Raw genomic sequence first — 19,009 nt, 5'->3', positions numbered from 1 at the left:
TCCCGCGGAGATGAAGCCGTCGATCTGCGAGAACTGCTTGTTCAGGTCGTAGTCGGCCGACAGCGCCGTGACCTTGGCATTGGGGTTGTACTGCTTGGCCTTGGCCTCCGCGCCCTTGGCGAGCGAGACGAAGAAGGGGTTGCCCATCGAGCCGAGCGTGATGCCCACGTTCTTGAATTCCTTCTGCTGGGCGTGCGCCACGGGCAGGGTGAGGGCAGCGGCAATGGCGGCGAGGGTGAAGAGTTGCTTGGTGCGCATGAAAGTCTCCTGGTGGTGGTCGAAATCAAGAGTGATGGTCGTTCAGTCGTTCGTGAAACACCGCAGATCCGGCTGCGCCGGTCCGCAGGTGTTGCCCCCTGCAAGGGGGCGAAGCGACACGAAGTACGCAAGGCCGGGGGGGTGTGCCTGTCATGTCCTTGCGGAGCCTTTGCGACGGTAGCGGTCGAGTGCCACCGCGCCGATGATCACCAGGCCCTTGACGATGTACTGCCAGATGTCGGACACGCCCAGCAGGATCAGGCCATTGGTGAGCACCGCGATGATCAGCGCGCCGATCAGCGTGCCGAGGATCGATCCGGTGCCGCCGACGAAGCTGGTTCCGCCGAGGATCACCGCGGCGATCGCGTCGAGCTCGTACGAGGCGCCGAGCTGCAATCCGTTCGCCGCATAGAGCCGTGCCGAGGCCATCACGCCGCCGAGCCCTGAGAGCAGCCCCGAGGTGCAGTACACGAACAGCAGCACCGCCCACACCTTGATGCCCGCGAGCCGCGCGGCCTCCGGGTTGCCGCCGACCGAGTAGATGTTCAGGCCGAGCACCGTGCGCCGCAGGATGAACCACGACAGTGCAATCACCGCGAAAGCGATGATCACGAGCCACGGCACACCCAGGACGTCGCCGTTGCCGATGAAGGCGAAGGGCAGTTGGGGATTGAAGATGGTGCCGTCGTTGCCGATCAGCCGCGCGATGCCGCGCACCGCAGTGAGCGAACCGAGCGTCACGATGAAGGGCGGCAGCTTGACGAAGGCGATCAGCACGCCGTTGATCAGGCCGAACAGCAACCCGCAGAGCAGGCCGGCCCCGATGCCAAGCATGCCCAGGTCGGGGACATTCGACATCAGCATGGCCACCACGGCCGATGCCGCGAGGATGGAGCCGACCGACAGGTCGATGCCCCCCGTGAGGATGACGAAAGTCATCCCGGCCGCGAGCACGATGTTGATCGAGGCCTGCTGCGTCATGATCGAGAAGTTCTGCCAGCTGGCGAAGTTCTCGCTGGACACCGCGAAACCGATGCACAGCAGGATCAGCACCGGCAGCATGCCGATGGAGCGCAGGAAGTCCTTGCCGCGCGAAGTCGGCACCGCGGGTTTCACGTGCTCGGCGACGGACGCGCCGGGGGTGCTGCTGCCGTCGGCAACGGGCGCGGCGGCCGGAAAGGGCTCGGGCAGGGCCGGATCGGCCGGGTGTGATGGGTTCATGGTGGATCTCCTGGGGGCGTAGGGGCAAGAGGGTCAGTGCACGGTCGGCACGGTGCCGGAGGTGGCGCCCGTGGCAAGTGCCACGATGTTTTCCTGGGTGATCGCGATGCCGGTGTCGCCGCCGACCTCGCCGACCAGTTGGCCTTCGCGCATCACGATCACGCGGTCGCAGACGCCGACCACTTCGGCCAGCTCGCTCGAGATCACGAGCACGGCGACGCCGCTGCGCGCCAGTTCGTCGATCAGTCGATAGATCTCGCTCTTGGCGCCGATGTCGACGCCACGCGTCGGCTCGTCGAGTATCAGTACCTTGGGCTTGAGTTCCAGCAGGCGCGCCAGAAGCACCTTCTGCTGGTTGCCGCCCGACAGGGAGCCGACATTGACGCGCGGCGAGGCGACGCGGATCGAGAGCTGCTTGATGGCGTCGCGGGCCCGCTCGAAGGCACGGCGGCCGTCCATCACGCCGCCGCGCGCGGCATCCAGCGGGCACACCATCACGTTGATGTTGTCGCGCACGCTCAGGTCGAGGAACAGGCCCTCTCCCTTGCGGTCTTCCGTCAGGTAGAGGATGCCCGAGCGAATGGCGTCGAGAGGCTGCTCGATCTTGAGGGTGCTGTTGCCCATCTGCACTTCGCCGCCGGTGCGGGCATCGGCGCCGAAGATCAGCCGCGCCAGCTCCGTGCGGCCGGCGCCGACCAGGCCCGCCAGGCCCAGCACTTCGCCCGCGAACAACTCGAAGCTGCAGCCGCGCACGCGGCGACCGTCGGACATGTTCCTGACCGCCAGCGTGCGCGCGCCGGTGTGCAGGCCCTGGTGTTCCTTGCGGTAGAAGCCCGAAAGATCGCGGCCCACCATCATCTTCACCAGCTTGTCGCGCGAGAGCTCGGCGCGCTCGAGCGTGCCGACATAGGTGCCGTCGCGCAGCACGGTCACTTCGTCGGCCAGTTCATCGATCTCGTCCATGCGATGGCTGATGTAGAGGATCGCCATGCCCTCGTCGCGCAAGCGCTTGATCAACACGAAGAGGCGGTCGGTCTCGTGGGTGGACAGGGGCGTGGTCGGCTCGTCCATCACCAGGATGCGGCAGTCGAAGTGCACCGCGCGGGCGATTTCCACCAGCTGGCGCTGCGCGATGGACAGCGTCTCGACGATGGTGGCCGGCCCGAAGTCCGCGCCCAGGCGCTGCAGCGTGGCAGCGCACGATTCGGCCATGCCGGCACGGTCGACCAGCGCGCCCTTGACCATCGGGCGGCCCATGTAGATGTTCTCCGCCACGGTGAGGTTGGGCGCGAGGCTCAGCTCCTGGTAAATCACCGACACCCCGAGCGCCTTGGCCGCCAGCGGGCCGTCGATGGTCACCTGTTTGCCGTCGATGCGGATCTCGGCGCCGGGGTCGGGCATGTAGGCGCCCGAGAGAATCTTCATGAGCGTCGACTTGCCGGCGCCGTTCTCGCCCATCAGGGCATGCACGAGGCCCTTGTTGGCGTGCAATTGCACGTTCTGCAAGGCCTTCACGCCGGGGAAGGTCTTGGAGATGTTGCGCAACTCGAGCAGGTGAGGGGTGGCTTCAGGCATGAGAGGTCTCCTTTGCGGGATGGAAGAAGGCGGAGGCGGGCTGTCCGCGCAGGACGTCGGCGCGGGGCGAGAAACTGAAGAACATGGGCAGGCTGGCTGCACCGACGGCGCCGGCATTGGCGCGGAAACTTCCGCGCAGCAGCCGTGGGGTCTGCCTCGCTTCGGGCGCGATCTGCCGCAGTCCTGCATCGAGGCGCCGGATGAGTTCGTCGATCAGGCCGTTGTCGATGTCGCAATCGATCACCACCGCGGGCAGGTCCAGCACGGCCAGCGCAGCGCGCAGCGAAGGAACCAGCGCGTCCACGCAGTCGTCCATCCATTCGCGCACCTCGCGTCCGCCCGACCCGATGCAGGCTTCAAGATCGTCGTGATTCCGCACCCGGATGCCGTTGTGGCGCAGATGGCGCGTCAGCGCGTTGAGCGAAGCGCGCGAAAGCAGGATGTCCCAGCGCCGGTCCGACGGCGGGGCCGATGCCAGCGCGCTGGGCGGCACCGGCATCAGGCCGAAGTCGGCCGCGTTGCCGGTGCTGCCGCGCAGGCTCTCGCCGCCGATGACCGCGCCCGCGCCAAGTGCCGCGCCGATGAAGACATAGAGGAAGTCGCTTTCCTCGCGGCCGATGCCGAAGAAGAGTTCGGCGATCGCGGCCGCGTTGCCGTCGTTTTCCTTGAACACCGGTTGCTCCACGGCCTGCGCGAGCATGGTCCCGAAATCGACGTCGTCCCAGACGCGGAAGTCGGCCTTCAGGTCGAGTTCGCGCAGCCAACTGCCGAGGTTGTACGGCTGGGCGAGGCCCACGCCCATCAGCCGGCGGCGCTGCCCAGCGTTGAGCACGCCCAGCATGCGGCCGATACCCTTGTGCACCAGCGCGAGCGCCTCATCGGGGTGGGGGAGCAGCAGGTCGTGCGCCTCGCGCGCCAGGATCTTGCCGCCCAGATCGATCAACACCGTCTCGATGCTGGCGCGGTCCAGGCGCACGCCGATGCCGTACGCGCCTTCGGGATTGATGCGGTACAGCCCGGCGGGTTGGCCGCGTTGGCCTTCCTGCCGCCGGCCCGCGGGCTCGATCAGCCTCGACTCCTCGAGGGACTGCACGATGCTGCCGACGGCCGTGTTCGTGAGTTGAGCCCAGCGCGCCAGGTCGGCCTTCGATGCCTCGCCCGCACGGCGCAGCCGCTGCAGCAGCGTGCGCTCGTTGTAGAGGCGCAGGTTGATCGAATTCGTTCCCCGACCGGGGCCGCTTTGTCTCACCACATGTCTCCTTGGGTGCTGATCCGGCTTTTGTGCTGCTTCGGATCATTAATTAATTCAAGTTGAAGAAAGTTTAGAGGTTCATTCGGCGCGTGAGATCAGGGATTTCCCGAGGATGGGTCTTGAGTCAGCGACTCTTGGAAGGAATCACCCAGTCAAGGGTCGCGACCGCCTTAAATAAATGCAATTGATTTATTAATGAACCCGGGGCATAATCTTGGTGTCGCAATGGCGACAGCCAGAGCATTCGCGGTCGGCCCGCCGACCGTTCGGACGTGGAGACAACGACCTTGCCAAAGAACATCGACCCGCGCGGTTCCAACCAGGTGGGCATGCGCCAGTTCAACGAGCGTGTGGTGCTCCAGGCGATTCGCCTGCACGGGCCGATCCCGAAGGCAGAGATCGCGCGCCTGACGAATCTCACGGCGCAGACGGTGCAGATCATCATTTCGCGCTTGGAGGCCGACGGCCTGGTCCTCAAGCGCGCGCCGTTGCGCGGCAAGATCGGCCAGCCGTCGGTGCCGATGGCGTTGAATCCCGAAGGCGCGTATTCGATCGGCATCAAGATCGGTCGACGCAGCCTGGACGTGTTGCTGGTCGACTTCACCGCGCAGGTGCGCGAGCGCCTCACGCTGGCCTACGAGTTCCCCGATCCCGACACCTTGTTCGACGAGATCCGCGTGCGCCTGAAGACCTTGCGCCAGTCGCTCGGTCCCGAGCGCGCGCAGTTGCTGCACGGCATCGGCATCGCGGCGCCGCTGTCGCTCGGCGGCTGGCAGTCGCTGCTCGGCGTGGCGCCGGAGCAGGCCGCCAAGTGGAACGACATCGACATCCGCGCACGGGTGGCTGCCATGACGACGCTGCCGGTCGAACTCGTCAAGGACACGGCAGCCGCCTGCGTGGCCGAACTGGTGGCCGGACGCGGGCGCAGCGTCCGAAGCTTCCTGTATGTCTTCATCGACACCTTCATCGGCGGGGGGCTCGTGATCGACAGCCATCTGCGCCCTGGAGCCACCGGCAACGCCGGCGCCCTGGGGTCGATGCCGCTCGGACTCGGCGGCGCCGATGGCGCACCGCCTCGCCAGGTGCTGAGCGTGGCGTCTCTGTTCACGCTCGAGAAGATGTACGCGCAGGCGGGGCTCGACGCCCGTGCCGTCGCCGACGCGCGCGCGGTCGAAGCGCCATGGATGCCCGTCACGCGTGAATGGATGCGGCAGGCGAGCCCGGCGATCGCCATGGCCATTCACAGCGCGACAGCGCTGCTGGAACTCGACGGCGTGATCGTCGATGGGTCATTCAGCCGCGAAATGCTCGCGGAGGTGCTCGCGCAGATCGACGGCGCGCTGCACCGATTCAGCTGGGAAGGCATCGCCCGTCCCGAATTGCTCGCCGGCGCCGTCGGTGCCGATGCACGTGCGATCGGCGGTGCCCTGTTGCCGCTGTACGCGAACTTTGCCCCCGATCGCGACCTGTTTCTCAAGCTCGATCGCTGATCCCCAACCCTACGGAGACCCCCATGACCACGGACCGCAGCGCCCAACTCGCCCAGCACTTTCCCACCCTCGAGGACATCCCGTCCGAACATCGACTGGCCGAGCAGGTGCACCAGCGCCGTTCCCTGGTTGCCGGCCGGTTGATCGAATGGAACGGCCCGAGCAAGACCGTGCTGTCGCCGGTGTGCACCCGCGACGGCAAGTCTGGCGAGGTGCGCCAGGTCGAGATCGGCAGCTACCCGGTGATGGACGAGGCCGAGAGCGATGCCGCGCTCGACGCCGCGGTGGCCGCGTACGCCAACGGCCGCGGCGAATGGCCCACCATGGCCGTGGCCGAGCGCATCGCTTGCATGCAGGAGTTCGTGCGCCGCATGGCGCAGCAGCGCGAACTGATCGTGAAGCTGATCATGTGGGAGATCGGCAAGAGCCTGGCCGATTCGCGCAAGGAGTTCGACCGCACCGTCGAGTACATCCAGGCCACCATCGAGGCGCTGAAGGATCTGGACAACGCAAGCTCGCGCTTCGTCGTGACCGAGGGCACCATCGGCCAGATCCGGCGCACGCCGCTCGGCGTGGTCTTGTGCATGGGCCCGTACAACTACCCGCTGAACGAGACCTTCGCGACCCTGATCCCGGCGCTGCTGATGGGCAACACGGTGGTGTTCAAGCCGCCGCAGTACGGCACGCTGCTGTTCCATCCGCTGCTGGACGCCTTCCGCACGGCCTTCCCTGCGGGCGTGATCAACACCATCTACGCGCCCGGCGCGGTCGTGGTGCCGCGCCTGCTGGCCTCCGGCAAGGTCAATGTGCTGGCGCTGATCGGCTCGAGCAAGGTGGCCGACCACCTGAAGAAGCAGCACCCGAAGTCGCACCGCCTGCGGGCGATCCTCGGGCTGGACGCCAAGAACGCCGCGATCATGCTGCCCGACGCCGACATCGAGCTCACGGTCAAGGAGTGCCTGCTCGGCGCGCTGTCGTTCAACGGCCAGCGCTGCACCGCGCTCAAGATGCTGATCGTCCACCGCTCCATCGCCGAGCGCTTCCTGCAGCGCTTCACCGAGGAGCTCGCCAGGCTCAAGGTCGGCATGCCCTGGGAGGCGGGTGTCAGCATCACGCCGCTGCCCGGCCTGCATCGCACGGCCTACATGACCGAGGCGCTGGAAGACGCAAAGGGGAAGGGCGCGCGCATCGTCAACGAGGGCGGCGGCGAGTTCTGCCAGACGCTGTTCCATCCCGCCGTGGTGTATCCGGTGCGCGAGGGCATGAAGCTCTACCGCGAGGAGCAGTTCGGCCCGCTGGTGCCGGTGATGCCCTTCGACGACATCGAGACCGCGCTCGAGTACGTCATCACCTCGGACCACGGCCAGCAGGTCAGCATTTTCGGCTCGGATGCCGCCCAGATCGGCGCCCTCGTCGACCCGCTGGTCAACCAGGTCTGCCGCGTCAACATCAACTGCCAGTGCCAGCGCGGCCCCGACGTGTTTCCCTTTGCCGGCCGCAAGGATTCGGCCGAGGGCACGCTGTCCGTGGCCGACGCGCTGCGCGCCTTCTCGATCCGCTCGATGGTGGCGGCGAAACAGACCGAGCCGAGCAAGCGGCTGCTCAACGCCATCGTGCAGGACCACAAGTCCAGCTTCATCAGCACCGGCTTCATTCTCTGAGGGAGCGAACCATGCATCGCCAACGCCACGCCAAGATCGTCGCCACCCTCGGGCCTGCCACCTCGGACCCGGACACCATCCGGGCGCTCTTCGAAGCGGGCGCGGATGTGTTCCGCTTCAACTTCAGCCACGGCAGCCATGAGCAGCACCGCGAGCGCCATGACATCGTGCGGCACATCGAACAGGAGACCGGGCGGCCCATCGCCATCCTGCTGGACCTGCAGGGGCCCAAGCTGCGCGTCGGCCGCTTCGCCGACGGCCCGGTCACGCTGGTCGCCGGCAACGCGTTCCGCCTCGACCTCGATGCCGCGCCGGGCACTGCGAAGCGCGCACCGCTGCCCCATCCCGAGATCTTTGCCGCACTCAAGGCCGGCACCGACCTGCTGCTCGACGACGGCAAGATCCGACTGCGCGTGCAGGCCTGCGGCGTGGACTTCGCGGACACCACCGTCATTGCGGGCGGCATCCTGTCGGAACGCAAGGGCGTCAATGTGCCGGAGGTGCTGCTGCCGATCTCGGCCCTGACACTTAAGGATTGTGCCGACCTCGACTTCGGCCTGGAGCTCGGCGTCGACTGGGTGGCGCTGTCCTTCGTGCAGCGGCCCGAGGATATGCAAGAGCTGCGCGAGATCGTGCAGGGGCGCGCGGGCGTGCTCGCCAAGCTGGAGAAGCCCGCGGCGATCGAGCGGCTCGACGCCATCGTCGCGTTGTCCGATGCAGTGATGGTCGCGCGTGGCGACCTCGGCGTGGAACTGCCGGCCGAGCAGGTGCCGCGCATCCAGAAGCGCATCGTGCGGGCCTGCCGCGATGCCGGCAAGCCGGTGATCGTCGCCACCCAGATGCTCGAATCGATGATCAGCGCGCCAGTGCCCACGCGCGCCGAGGCCTCGGACGTCGCGACCGCGATCTACGACGGCGCGGATGCGGTGATGCTCTCTGCCGAATCGGCCTCGGGCCAGTACCCGCGCGAGGCGGTCGCGATGATGGGCCGCATCATTGCCGAGGTCGAGCGCGATCCGCACTACCGCACCGTGATCGACGCATCGCACAGCGCACCCCAGCCGACGGTGGCCGATGCCATCTGCTCGTCGCTGCGGCACACCGCGAGCCTAGTGCCGGTAGCGGCGATGGTCACCTACACCCGCTCGGGCTACACCAGCCTGCGCGCGGCGCGCGAACGTCCCGTGGTGCCGGTGGTCAGCATCACGCCCGAATTGCCCGTCGCGCGGCGGCTCGCGCTGGCATGGGGCGTGCACTCGGTGCACGTGGAGCACGACGTCAGCGACGTGCCCGGAATGGTGGAGACGGGCTGCGCCGTGGCGCGCGACGAAGGCTACGCCAGGCCCGGCGACATCGTGGTGATCGCCGCCGGCATGCCCTTCGGCAAGGCCGGAACGACCAATCTGCTGCACATCGCACGCGCCTGAAGGAGAACTCCCATGACAACGATCAAGCACATCCAGGGCATCGAGATCCTCGACTCCCGCGGCAATCCGACCGTCGCGGCCGCCGTCGTCCTCGAATCGGGCGCGGGCGGCTTCGCGGCGGCGCCCTCGGGCGCATCGACCGGATCGCGCGAGGCGGTCGAGCTGCGTGACCAGGACGCGTCGCGCTACCTCGGCAAGGGCGTGACGCGCGCGGTGGCCCATATCGACGGTGAGTTGCGCGACGCGCTGCTCCGGCACGACGCCGCCGACCAGAAGGGCATCGACGAGGTGATGCTCGAGCTGGACGGCACGCCGAACAAGTCGCGGCTGGGCGCCAACGCCATCCTTGCCGTGTCGCTGGCCGTGGCCAAGGCGGTCGCGGCGGAGCGCGGGCTGCCGCTGTACCGGCACCTTGCGCCAGAGGGCCAGCGCCAGTTCGAGATGCCCGTGCCGATGATGAACATCGTCAATGGCGGCGCGCATGCCGACAACAACGTCGACATCCAGGAGTTCATGATCCTGCCCGTCGGCGCGCCGAGCTTCCGCGAAGCGCTGCGCTACGGCGTCGAGGTCTTCCATGCGTTGAAGTCGATCCTGAAGGCGAAGGGCCTGGGCACCGCCGTCGGCGACGAAGGCGGCTTCGCGCCTGACCTGCCGTCGAACGAGGCGGCGCTCGAGACCATCCTGCGGGCCATCGACAAGGCCGGCTTCAAGGCCGGCAAGGACATCTGGCTCGGTCTCGATGCGGCCAGCTCCGAGTTCCACAAGGACGGGTACTACGTGCTCGCGTCCGAAGGCAGGCGCTTCGATTCGGCAGGCTTCGTCGACTACCTCGCGAACCTGGTCGAGCACTATCCGATCCTGTCGATCGAGGACGGCCTGGCCGAGGACGACTGGGTCGGCTGGAAGCTGCTCACCGGGCGGCTCGGCGCCAAGGTTCAGCTGGTCGGCGACGACCTGTTCGTCACCAACACCGAGATCTTCGGACGCGGCATCGCGGGCGGCATCGCCAACTCGATCCTGATCAAGCCCAACCAGATCGGGACCCTCAGCGAGACGCTCGCCGCCATCGACATGGCCGTCGGTGCCGGCCACTCGGCGGTGGTGTCGCACCGCTCGGGCGAGACCGAGGACGTCACCATCGCCGACCTCGCCGTCGCGACCGGCGCGACGCAGATCAAGACCGGCTCCCTGTGCCGCTCCGATCGCGTCGCCAAGTACAACCGCCTGCTCTTGATCGAGCAGGAATTGGGCGCCGATGCCGTCTACGGCGGCCGCGGCGCATTCCCGGTGTTGCGCGGCTGAAGGCCCGGACCCGCCTCTGTTCGAGACCACCCAGATGAGCCTCCATCCAATGCTTGCCGCGGTCACCGACCGCATCCGCATCCGCAGCGCCGCGTCGCGCACCACCTACCTCGCCAGGCTCGAACGCGCCCGCGCCAAGGGCCCGATCCGCCAGGCCCTCGGCTGCACGAACCTGGCCCACGCCTATGCCGCCGCGCCACCCGGCGACAAGATCATGCTGCGCGAGATGCGACGACCCAATGTGGCGATCGTCTCGTCGTACAACGACATGCTGTCGGCGCACCAGCCCTTCGAGCGCTTCCCGGCCCTCATCAAGCAGGCCGCGCGCGAGGCCGGTGCGACCGCCCAGTTCGCCGGCGGCGTCCCCGCCATGTGCGACGGCGTCACGCAGGGCGAGCCCGGCATGGAGCTGTCGCTCTTCAGTCGCGACGTGATCGCGCTGTCCACCGCAGTCGCGCTGTCGCACAACATGTTCGATGCCGCGCTGTGCCTGGGCATCTGCGACAAGATCGTTCCCGGCCTGCTGATCGGCGCGCTGCAGTTCAGCCACCTGCCCACGATCTTCGTGCCCGGCGGGCCGATGCCTTCGGGCATCTCCAACGACGAGAAGGCACGCGTGCGTCAGCGCTTCGCCAAGGGCGAGGTCGGCCGCGACGCGCTGCTCGAATCCGAGGAGAAGTCCTATCATGCCGCGGGCACCTGCACGTTCTATGGCACGGCCAACAGCAACCAGATGCTGATGGAGGTGATGGGCCTGCACCTGCCGGGCGCGGCCTTCGTCAACCCGAACACGCCGTTGCGTGACGCACTGACCGCAGCGGCCACGAGGCGGGCGGTCGAAATCGGGGCCGAGGGAGCCGAGTACACGCCGATCGGCCACGTGGTCGACGAGCGCACGATCGCCAACGCCATCGTCGGCCTGCTGGCCACGGGCGGCTCGACCAACCACACGATCCACCTCGTGGCGATCGCGCGCGCGGCCGGGATCGTCATCAACTGGGACGACTTTCGCGATTTGTCCGACCTGGTCCCGCTGATCGCGCGCGTCTATCCGAACGGCAAGGCGGACGTGAACCAGTTCCACGCCGCGGGCGGCATGGGCTACGTGATCGGCGAACTCCTCGACGCCGGCCTGCTGCACGGCGACACGTTGACGGTGGCCGGTGCCGGCGGCCTGGCGCGCTATCGGCAGCAGCCGCATCTGGACGACGACGGTCGGCTCAGCTGGCGCGAGGTGTCGCGCAAGAGCGCGGACGCCAGCGTGCTCGCACCGGCATCGGCCCCGTTCAGCGCCGATGGCGGACTGAAGTTGCTCACCGGCAACCTCGGCCGCGCCGTCATCAAGACCTCGGCGGTGAAGCCGGAACACCGTGTGGTGCGGGCTCCGGCGATCGTGTTTGACAACCAGGAAGCGGTGATCGCCGCCTTCGACCGCGGCGAGCTGCAGCGCGACTTCGTGGCCGTGGTGCGCTTCCAAGGTCCGCGCGCCAACGGCATGCCCGAACTGCACAAGCTCACGCCCCTCCTGGGGGTGCTGCAGGACCAGGGCTTCCACGTGGCGCTGGTCACCGATGGGCGCATGTCCGGCGCTTCGGGCAAGGTGCCCGCGGCGATCCACGTGACGCCCGAGTGTCTCGCCGGCGGACCGCTGGCGCGGGTGCGCGACGGCGACATGCTCGTCCTGGACGGCCAGCGCGGGGTGCTCGAAGCCCGCGTCGATGCCGCCGAGTGGGAGGTGCGCCAGCCGGCCACCGCCAACCTCGGCGAATCCCACCACGGCATGGGCCGCGAACTGTTCGCGGCGTTCCGCGCCAACGCGCTGGGCGCCGAGGAGGGCGCGGTCACCTTCCACGCGAGCGAGTCCGCCGCTTCGACCACCGCGGCACCCGTCGCGCCCGTTCACGACCATTTCGCATTTGCCCAAGGAGTCACGGCATGAACATCCTCAACCTCATGCGGACCGGGCCGGTGATCCCGGTCATCGTCATTGACAGGATCGAAGACGCCGTGCCACTGGCGCGCGCGCTGGTGGCGGGCGGCGTCCGCGTGCTCGAGCTGACCCTGCGCACGCCGGTGGCGCTGAAGGCGATCGAGGCCATCGCGAACGAGGTCGAAGGCGCGATCACCGGCGTGGGCACCATCACGCGCCCCGAGGACTTCGACGCGGCGCTCAAGGCGGGCGCGCTGTTCGGCGTGAGTCCGGGCCTGACACCGGAGCTGGTTGCCGCGGCCAGGGACAGCGCGCTGCCCCTATTGCCCGGGGTGATGACGCCGTCCGACGTGATCGCGGCGCGCGCGGCAGGGTTCACGGAGCTCAAGCTCTTTCCGGCGCAACAAGCCGGCGGCATCGGCATGCTGAAGGCGCTGGGCGGGCCGTTCCCCGATCTGAACTTCTGCCCGACCGGCGGGATCACGGCTGCCACCGCGCCGGACTTCCTGGCACTGCCCAACGTCGCATGCGTCGGGGGGTCTTGGCTGACGCCGGCCAGCGCGGTCGCTGCGGGCGACTGGGGGCGGATCACCGCGCTGGCGAGCGAAACCGCCGGCCTGCGGCCGGCCGTGCGCTGACCGGGCGCACCTCTCACGCACATAAAGGAATTCAGATGCCAAAGGTCAATTCATTCGATCTGCTGCTCTTCGGCGGGACAGGCGACCTCGCCATGCGCAAGCTGCTGCCTGCGCTGTACTTCCGTCACCGCGATGGCGACCTCCCGGAGCACGGCCGCATCCTGGGCCTGGCGCGCGAGACGCTGAGCCGGGCCGAATTCATCGCGAAGGTGGAGGCGAGCTTCGACAGGTTCGTCCCTGCCGCCGACATCGACGAGGCCACCTTCGCGACCTTCGCGCAGCGGCTGGACTATGCCCAGGTGGAGGCCAACACGCCGCCGGATTTCAGCGTGCTGGCCAAGACATTGAAGGACTCGCCCGCGGAGGTGCGTGTCTTCTTCCTGTCCACCGCGCCCGACTTCTTCGCGCCGATCTGCAAGAACCTGGCGGCCGCCGGTCTGGTCAACGCGAATTCGCGCGTCGTGCTGGAGAAGCCCCTCGGGCGCGACCTGGCCTCCGCGCAGAAGATCAACGAGGACGTGGGCAGCGTCTTCGCCGAGCCGCAGATCTTTCGCATCGACCACTACCTCGGCAAGGAGCCCGTCCAGAACCTGCTCGCGCTGCGCTTCGCCAATGCGTTGCTGGAGCCGCTCTGGAACCGCACCTGGGTGCGCAACGTGCAGATCACCATCGCCGAGCAGGTGGGCGTGGAAACCCGGGGTGATTTCTACGACCGCACCGGTGCGCTGCGCGACATGGTGCAGAACCACCTCCTGCAGCTGCTGTGCATCGTCGCGATGGAGCCGCCGACATCCATTGATCCCGACGCGGTTCGTGACGAAAAGCTCAAGGTCCTTCGCGCGCTCGCACCCATCACGCAAGCCGACGTGGGCTCGTGCACCGTGCGCGGTCAGTATCGCGCGGGAACGGTCGACCGCGCCGCCGTGCCCGGGTACCTCGATGAAGCCGGCATCCCGCCCGACACCTCCACGGAAACCTACGTAGCCATCCGCGCCGAGCTCGAGAGCTGGCGCTGGTCGGGCGTGCCCTTCTACCTGCGCACCGGCAAGCGGATGGCCGAGCGCGTGGCCGAGATTGTCGTGAATTTCCGCAGCGTTCCGCATTCGATCTTTCCGGCTGCAGGGAAAGACTCGCTCGGCAACCAACTGGTGATCCAGCTCCAGCCGGAGGAGGGACTCAAGCTGTTCATGATGGCCAAGGTACCCGGTGACACGATGAACCTCCGGCCCGTCGGCCTGAACCTCGACTTTGCCGAGCACTTCAAGCAGCGTCCGATGGAAGCCTACGAACGCCTGCTGCTGGACGCCATCCGAGGCAACCTGACGCTCTTCATGCGCCGGGACGAACTGGATGCCGCGTGGCGATGGTGCGAGCCGATCCTGAACGGTTGGCAGGCCTCCGGCGAAACACCGCGCCCGTACAGCGCCGGCTCATGGGGACCCGCTGCGTCCAGCGCACTGGTCGGGCGCGACGGTGCGGCCTGGCGCGAGGAGTCCTGAGTCATGAACACACCCCGCTGCGATCAAACCCAGGCCTGGGCGGCCTTGCGTGGCCATTACGAAGCCGATGGTCACCAGTTCGACCTGCGCGAGGCCTTCGCCCGCGACCCCGGCCGCTTCGATGCGCTGGGGGTCGAGGCGCCCGGCATGTTTGCCGACCTGTCGAAGAACCGCATCGACGCCGCGTCGATGAAGCTCTTGGTCGATCTGGCGAGCGAGTGCCAGCTCGAGAAGCGGCGCGACGCGATGCTGGCCGGCGCCGCGATCAACACCACGGAGGACCGCGCCGTGCTGCACACGGCGCTGCGCGCGCCGCGAGGGCAGGGTCCGTTCAGCGACGAGGTGCATGCCGTGCTCGACGCGATGCTCGCCTATGTCGAGTCGGTGCGCGACACGCGTACCAGCGGCATCCGCCACATCGTGAACATCGGCATCGGCGGCAGCGACCTCGGGCCGCAGATGGCGGTGCCGGCGCTGGAGGCATTCGTCCACCCGGCGCTCAGCCTCCACTTCGTCTCCAATGTCGACGGCCACGACATCACCTCGGTGCTGCGCCACCTGCGCCCGGCCGAGACGCTCTTCGTGATCGCGAGCAAGACCTTCACGACGCAGGAGACCATGGCCAACGCGCAGGCGGCCAAGGCCTGGTTTGCGGCCCACGGCGGCACCGACACCGCGAAGCACTTCGTCGCGACGACCACCAACGTCTCGGCGGCAGCCCAGTTCGGCATCGACACGACCTTCGGCTTCTGGGATTGGGTCGGCGGCCGCTACTCGCTGTGGTCGGCCATCGGCCTGCCGATCGCCCTGGCCATCGGTGCCGACAACTTCCGCGCGCTGCTGGCTGGCGCCCACGCGATGGACAGGCACTTCGCCACCGCGCCGCTCGCGAAGAACCTGCCGGTGCTCCTGGGGCTGATCGACGTCTGGTATCGCAACTTCCACGGCTTCACGAGCCGCAGCGTCGCGCCTTACCACGAGGGGCTCAAGCGGCTGCCTGCGTACCTGCAGCAACTGGAGATGGAATCGAACGGCAAGTGCGTCGACCTCGACGGCAACGCCTTGCCCTTCGCGACGAGCCCGGTGGTGTGGGGCGAGCCTGGTACCAATGGCCAGCACGCCTACTTCCAGATGCTGCATCAGGGCACCGACGTGATTCCGGTCGAGCTCCTGCTGGTCAAGCACCCAACGCACGATCTGGTCGACCAACACAGGAAGCTGCTGGCCAACGGCCTGGCGCAGGCTCAGGCCTTGATGCTCGGCAAGCGCACGAGCCAGGCGATGGTGGAGAGCGCACCCACCGCCGCGAAGTCATTGGCGCCGGAGATCGTAGCCAGGCATCGGACCTTCCCCGGAAACCGGCCGAGCACCACGCTGCTGCTCGACCGGCTGACGCCTCACAGCCTCGGCGCGCTGGTCGCGATGTATGAGCACCGCGTCTACACGAGCGGCGCGCTCTGGGGGATCAACAGCTTCGACCAGTGGGGCGTCGAGCTCGGCAAGGCGCTCTGCGGCGACCTGCTGCCGCGCATGGCAAGCGGCGACAGGCAGGGCCTTGATGCCTCAACTGCGGGCCTGCTGCGGCGGTTACTGGACTGATCGGGACAGTGGAGGGTCGTCGAAGGCAGCCTTGCCTCCGGCGACCCGGCTCCAGCCCGTCGAGCTCGGAGAAACTTCTGCGCGCGATGTCGCACTGGATGTGGCACACGCACGCCACCCATGCGTACGCCCTGCACCGACGCGAGCGTTGCGGGCCGGGGTCGATCGTGCAACCGATGGCTTACTCCATTGCTGGACGAAACCCACATGCGCGCAACGCGGTGCGCGCTTCTACCAGCCTTTACTTCTCAGGCATCGCTGAAGAATGGTGGCTGGTAATCAGCCAGCGACTTCCGTCCCACCTGTAGGTGTACGTGTACCGCGCCTTGACGACGGCGCCCGTCTTGGCGAAGGTGAAGGTGTACAGGCCAGCATCCACGGCCGTGTTGCAACCGATCTCTATGGTTCTGGAGTCAATGCGACCGAACGGCTTGTCTTGGAGAAAATGCTCGAAGTAGTCTTGCTTTTGTGCCGCATTGAGACGCGGTGTGTTGGAAACGGTGGGAAGCAAAACGGATCTATCCGCGTAGTTCTCAACCACCTTGCGCGGGTCGCCGGTTTGCAGTGACTGGTTCCAGCGGTCAAACAGCGCAGCAATCTCCTGCTCGCTGGTTGCCTTGCAGGTTTCGGTTCGTGCGGATGTGGAACCCAGTGGACTCGAGGCGCAACCGGAGAGCAGGGTGCCCGCGGCTAAAAGCGAAAACACGGCAGCATTTTTCACGGGCGCTCCTTGCGGTCTGCAACTTGACCGTACGAGAACAGGCTGGATGCCTCTCGCATGCCGATATACCCCCAAACAGGTACGTCGGCAAGTTGGCTCAGATCCGTACCAGGACGCAGGACCGGCCATGCCTGGTACCGGACGCAGTGCCGCTATTCGGGTCACGCAAGCGGCAGCAATCCCAGGCAGGTAACTTCCGCAGAAGTTGTCGGCGTCGCCGCACCAAGAGGCGCGATGCGGATGGCGACGCTCCCGCCGAGCGGGAGCCGGAAATCGTTGCTTGGCTGGAAGCAAATGCTGGAATCGATCAAGCATGGGTGGCACTTGATGATGCCGACTGGCAGTTTTCGCTACACACACACGCACCGACACAAGCACTGACTCGTGGCCTGCCACACCGATCTTGGTCTTGACGATTTCGGGTGCGCTGAGACTTCGAGCATATTTCGAGCGAGGCAGCTAGGGTGGGAACCTTGTCGCATCTCGCCCCACGTCTTGGAGGGCCAGGGGGCCAAATCAGATCTTCCACCGACGCCACGACTCAAGCCTGCAAACTCCCGCTCGCTTCCCCACCCCTGGCGTACTTCGTAACAAGCCTTGCGCGGCGTTCCGGATCCGGGTCGATGTTGACGCGCGCCAGGTTGCCATTCACATGCGGCAGTGCCAGCAGCCGCGGGTCCATGACGCGGAACCATAGCGCGGGAACATACGAGAGCGGGAACATCCCGAAGTAGCCGCTGGGCAGTTGCGGAAGATCCTCGAAGTGCCGCAGCGACTGGTAGCGGCGCAACGGGTACGCATGGTGGTCCGAGTGCCGCTGCAGGTGGAACAACGCCAGATTCGTGACCAGGTGGTTGGTGTTCCACGAGTGGTGCGGCTGCGGCGTTTCATATTTGCCATTCGGCAGTCGCTCGCGCAGCAGGCCATAGTGCTCGACATAGTTCGCCGATGTGAGCTGCCACCACGCCACCATGTTGTGCACGATCAGGAAGGGCACCATCACCCACCCGAAGGCGATGATCAGCGAGATCTGCAACACCGCCGTCACGGCATAGCTCTGGAGCATGGTGTTATGCACGCTCCAGACCGACCTGCGTTGCTGGGCCAGGCGCTCGGCTTCCAATGACCATGCGCGGCGGATCCCACCCGGCAGTTCCCGACACGCGAAGCGATAGATGCTCTCACCCATACGGGCACTCGCGTGGTCTTCGGGCGTCGATACCGAGCGATGGTGCCCCCGCCCGTGCTCGACGGTGAAGTGCCCGTAGGCCGGCACCGCCAGGACGAGGCGCGCCAGCCATTGTTCGACAGCGGTGTTCTTGTGTCCCAGTTCGTGCCCCGTGTTGATGCCCAGCCCCGAGTCGGTGCCGGCCACGTAAGCGAGCATCAGCACCGCCCACCACGATAGGTCGTGTGTTCCCACCCACCAGGCGCAACCGACGAGCGCGACAAGGTGAAGCGGCACCGTGAGCCACGTGAGCCAGCGGTAGTACCGCTCCTGCTCGAGCTGCGGCACGACAGCCTCAGGTGGATTGTTCTGGTCTTCCCCAATCAGCAGGTCCAGCAGCGGCATTAGGCCGTAGCTGATCAGCAGCGGCAGGCCCAGGGCGATCTCGTGGCCGGTGGCGGCGTGCAATGCGATGCCGGTGAACGGCAACAGCGGGTAGACCACGGAGAGCAGCCACCACCAGCGCTTCCTGTCGCGGTACTCGACGCGCTGGTCGTCGGGACCGACGGAAAAATAGAGCTTCGTCATGCCGAGGCACCTCGGAGGAACCTCGACATTCTTCGCCCAAGCGTCCCGCATGGCAATCCTTCCCCTTGGCGAGACCTCAGCTCGCCGAAGCCGCGTCCACTGGCATCACCGGCACCCGCGCCCCGGCTCGCCAACTCGCGATCGACCAGACCAAAATACCCATGCGGCCCGTTGTCAGTAGCGGCACACAACGTTGGCAATGGTGCGGTTTTTTTGGTGTAGGCCGTCAAACGAGGAACCGCCTGGATCACCCGGGTGCGCGATAAGGCCCGCTTATCGGCCCTAACCGAGCTCGGGAGGTTGCGTGGCTGGGACGGTCCAAGGCTAGGCATCGGGGCAGGGGAGCGGCCGAGCCGGCGCGATCAGCCCCGAAAGGCTCTTCCAGACTGGTTGCGGCTGTTCGAGTTTTCAAGCTCAACGTCGGCAGCGGCTGAAAGCTGACTTCGGCATCTTTGCCGATGTACGACTGCTGTACCTCGGAACTTGACCTTCGATAGCAGGCGACATGCAAGGGCCAACGAAATCGCATGAACGGCCGCTTTGGCATATCGCGAACTGGCGTTCGGGGCCAATTCTGTTGAAAAACTCGTCTCGAACCTTGGGCCGCCCGCGACGCAGCACTGGATTCTTTGGGTATCGAGTTCGTCAGCAGGATCGAATCGTTCGCGAAGCTCCTG

14 protein-coding genes and 1 pseudogene are annotated in these 19,009 nt (G+C 66.9%); 8 read left to right on the top strand and 7 right to left on the bottom strand.

The window, feature by feature from the left end; all coding sequences use genetic code 11:
• From QTH97_RS35645 to QTH97_RS35630, 4 genes and pseudogenes are all read right to left on the bottom strand, one after another.
• Nucleotides 1-258: pseudogene (locus QTH97_RS35645) on the bottom strand (ABC transporter); the annotation flags it as partial.
• A 150-nt stretch (nucleotides 259-408) separates the two neighbouring features.
• A complete protein-coding gene (locus QTH97_RS35640; protein WP_286573419.1) occupies nucleotides 409-1,479 on the bottom strand; it encodes an ABC transporter permease subunit in 1,071 nt (356 codons plus the stop codon).
• Nucleotides 1,480-1,512: 33 nt separating this feature from the next.
• A complete protein-coding gene (locus QTH97_RS35635; protein ID WP_286573417.1) occupies nucleotides 1,513-3,054 on the bottom strand; it encodes a sugar ABC transporter ATP-binding protein in 1,542 nt (513 codons plus the stop codon).
• Nucleotides 3,047-4,303 (bottom strand): ROK family protein, encoded by a 1,257-nt coding sequence (locus QTH97_RS35630; RefSeq protein ID WP_286573414.1) that lies wholly within the window; start codon nucleotides 4,301-4,303, stop codon nucleotides 3,047-3,049. Before QTH97_RS35630 ends, QTH97_RS35635 begins: the two co-directional genes overlap by 8 nt.
• Before the next feature lie 290 nt (nucleotides 4,304-4,593).
• On the opposite strand from QTH97_RS35630, the gene QTH97_RS35625 reads away from it, so the two are divergent.
• From QTH97_RS35625 to pgi, 8 genes are read left to right on the top strand one after another with little or no spacing between them, the layout of a single operon-like run.
• Nucleotides 4,594-5,796 carry an ROK family transcriptional regulator gene (locus QTH97_RS35625; protein WP_286573411.1) on the top strand — a complete coding sequence of 401 codons (1,203 nt, stop codon included), beginning with the start codon at nucleotides 4,594-4,596 and terminating at the stop codon, nucleotides 5,794-5,796.
• A gap of 23 nt (nucleotides 5,797-5,819) precedes the next feature.
• Nucleotides 5,820-7,457: an NADP-dependent glyceraldehyde-3-phosphate dehydrogenase gene (locus QTH97_RS35620; RefSeq protein ID WP_286573410.1), complete on the top strand. Its 1,638-nt coding sequence runs from the start codon at nucleotides 5,820-5,822 to the stop codon at nucleotides 7,455-7,457.
• Between the two features lie 11 nt (nucleotides 7,458-7,468).
• Nucleotides 7,469-8,884 (top strand): pyruvate kinase, encoded by a 1,416-nt coding sequence (gene pyk / locus QTH97_RS35615; RefSeq protein ID WP_286573409.1) that lies wholly within the window; start codon nucleotides 7,469-7,471, stop codon nucleotides 8,882-8,884.
• 12 nt (nucleotides 8,885-8,896) lie between these two features.
• On the top strand, nucleotides 8,897-10,189 hold the full coding sequence (gene eno, locus QTH97_RS35610) for a phosphopyruvate hydratase (protein WP_286573407.1): 1,293 nt from the start codon (nucleotides 8,897-8,899) through the stop codon (nucleotides 10,187-10,189).
• Nucleotides 10,190-10,223: 34 nt separating this feature from the next.
• Nucleotides 10,224-12,128, top strand: coding sequence for a phosphogluconate dehydratase (gene edd / locus QTH97_RS35605; RefSeq protein WP_286573406.1), 1,905 nt, complete (start codon nucleotides 10,224-10,226; stop codon nucleotides 12,126-12,128).
• The gene (eda, locus tag QTH97_RS35600) at nucleotides 12,125-12,757 is read left to right on the top strand and encodes a bifunctional 4-hydroxy-2-oxoglutarate aldolase/2-dehydro-3-deoxy-phosphogluconate aldolase (protein ID WP_286573405.1); all 633 of its coding nucleotides are present in this window, start codon (nucleotides 12,125-12,127) and stop codon (nucleotides 12,755-12,757) included. Before edd ends, eda begins: the two co-directional genes overlap by 4 nt.
• Before the next feature lie 35 nt (nucleotides 12,758-12,792).
• Nucleotides 12,793-14,256, top strand: a complete 1,464-nt coding sequence (gene zwf / locus QTH97_RS35595; protein ID WP_286573404.1) for a glucose-6-phosphate dehydrogenase — start codon at nucleotides 12,793-12,795, stop codon at nucleotides 14,254-14,256.
• 3 nt (nucleotides 14,257-14,259) lie between these two features.
• Nucleotides 14,260-15,855, top strand: a complete 1,596-nt coding sequence (gene pgi / locus QTH97_RS35590) for a glucose-6-phosphate isomerase (RefSeq protein WP_286573403.1) — start codon at nucleotides 14,260-14,262, stop codon at nucleotides 15,853-15,855.
• Nucleotides 15,856-16,096: 241 nt separating this feature from the next.
• Here the strand turns inward: pgi and QTH97_RS35585 are convergent, their stop codons facing one another.
• The 3 genes from QTH97_RS35585 to QTH97_RS35575 all read right to left on the bottom strand — a co-directional run.
• Nucleotides 16,097-16,576: an SgcJ/EcaC family oxidoreductase gene (locus QTH97_RS35585; RefSeq protein ID WP_286573402.1), complete on the bottom strand. Its 480-nt coding sequence runs from the start codon at nucleotides 16,574-16,576 to the stop codon at nucleotides 16,097-16,099.
• A 541-nt stretch (nucleotides 16,577-17,117) separates the two neighbouring features.
• Complete coding sequence (locus QTH97_RS35580) at nucleotides 17,118-18,332, bottom strand: alkane 1-monooxygenase (RefSeq protein ID WP_286573401.1); 1,215 nt, start codon at nucleotides 18,330-18,332, stop codon at nucleotides 17,118-17,120.
• 362 nt (nucleotides 18,333-18,694) lie between these two features.
• The coding region (locus QTH97_RS35575; protein WP_286573400.1) for a hypothetical protein at nucleotides 18,695-19,009 on the bottom strand (315 nt) is incomplete at its 5' end.

The sequence above is a fragment of the Variovorax gracilis genome (assembly GCF_030317115.1).
Taxonomy (GTDB): Bacteria; Pseudomonadota; Gammaproteobacteria; order Burkholderiales; family Burkholderiaceae_C; genus Variovorax; species Variovorax gracilis.
This window is presented reverse-complemented; position numbering and strand designations above follow the sequence as displayed.

Excerpts from the sequence above, each read along its gene's own strand:
- edd (WP_286573406.1), top strand. The coding sequence starts at position 10,224 with ATGAGCCTCCATCCAATGCTTGCCGCGGTCACCGACCGCATCCGCATC.
- pgi (WP_286573403.1), top strand. The coding sequence starts at position 14,260 with ATGAACACACCCCGCTGCGATCAAACCCAGGCCTGGGCGGCCTTGCGT.
- pyk (WP_286573409.1), top strand. The coding sequence starts at position 7,469 with ATGCATCGCCAACGCCACGCCAAGATCGTCGCCACCCTCGGGCCTGCC.
- QTH97_RS35640 (WP_286573419.1), bottom strand. The coding sequence starts at position 1,479 with ATGAACCCATCACACCCGGCCGATCCGGCCCTGCCCGAGCCCTTTCCG.
- QTH97_RS35635 (WP_286573417.1), bottom strand. The coding sequence starts at position 3,054 with ATGCCTGAAGCCACCCCTCACCTGCTCGAGTTGCGCAACATCTCCAAG.
- QTH97_RS35620 (WP_286573410.1), top strand. The coding sequence starts at position 5,820 with ATGACCACGGACCGCAGCGCCCAACTCGCCCAGCACTTTCCCACCCTC.
- QTH97_RS35580 (WP_286573401.1), bottom strand. The coding sequence starts at position 18,332 with ATGACGAAGCTCTATTTTTCCGTCGGTCCCGACGACCAGCGCGTCGAG.
- zwf (WP_286573404.1), top strand. The coding sequence starts at position 12,793 with ATGCCAAAGGTCAATTCATTCGATCTGCTGCTCTTCGGCGGGACAGGC.
- eda (WP_286573405.1), top strand. The coding sequence starts at position 12,125 with ATGAACATCCTCAACCTCATGCGGACCGGGCCGGTGATCCCGGTCATC.
- eno (WP_286573407.1), top strand. The coding sequence starts at position 8,897 with ATGACAACGATCAAGCACATCCAGGGCATCGAGATCCTCGACTCCCGC.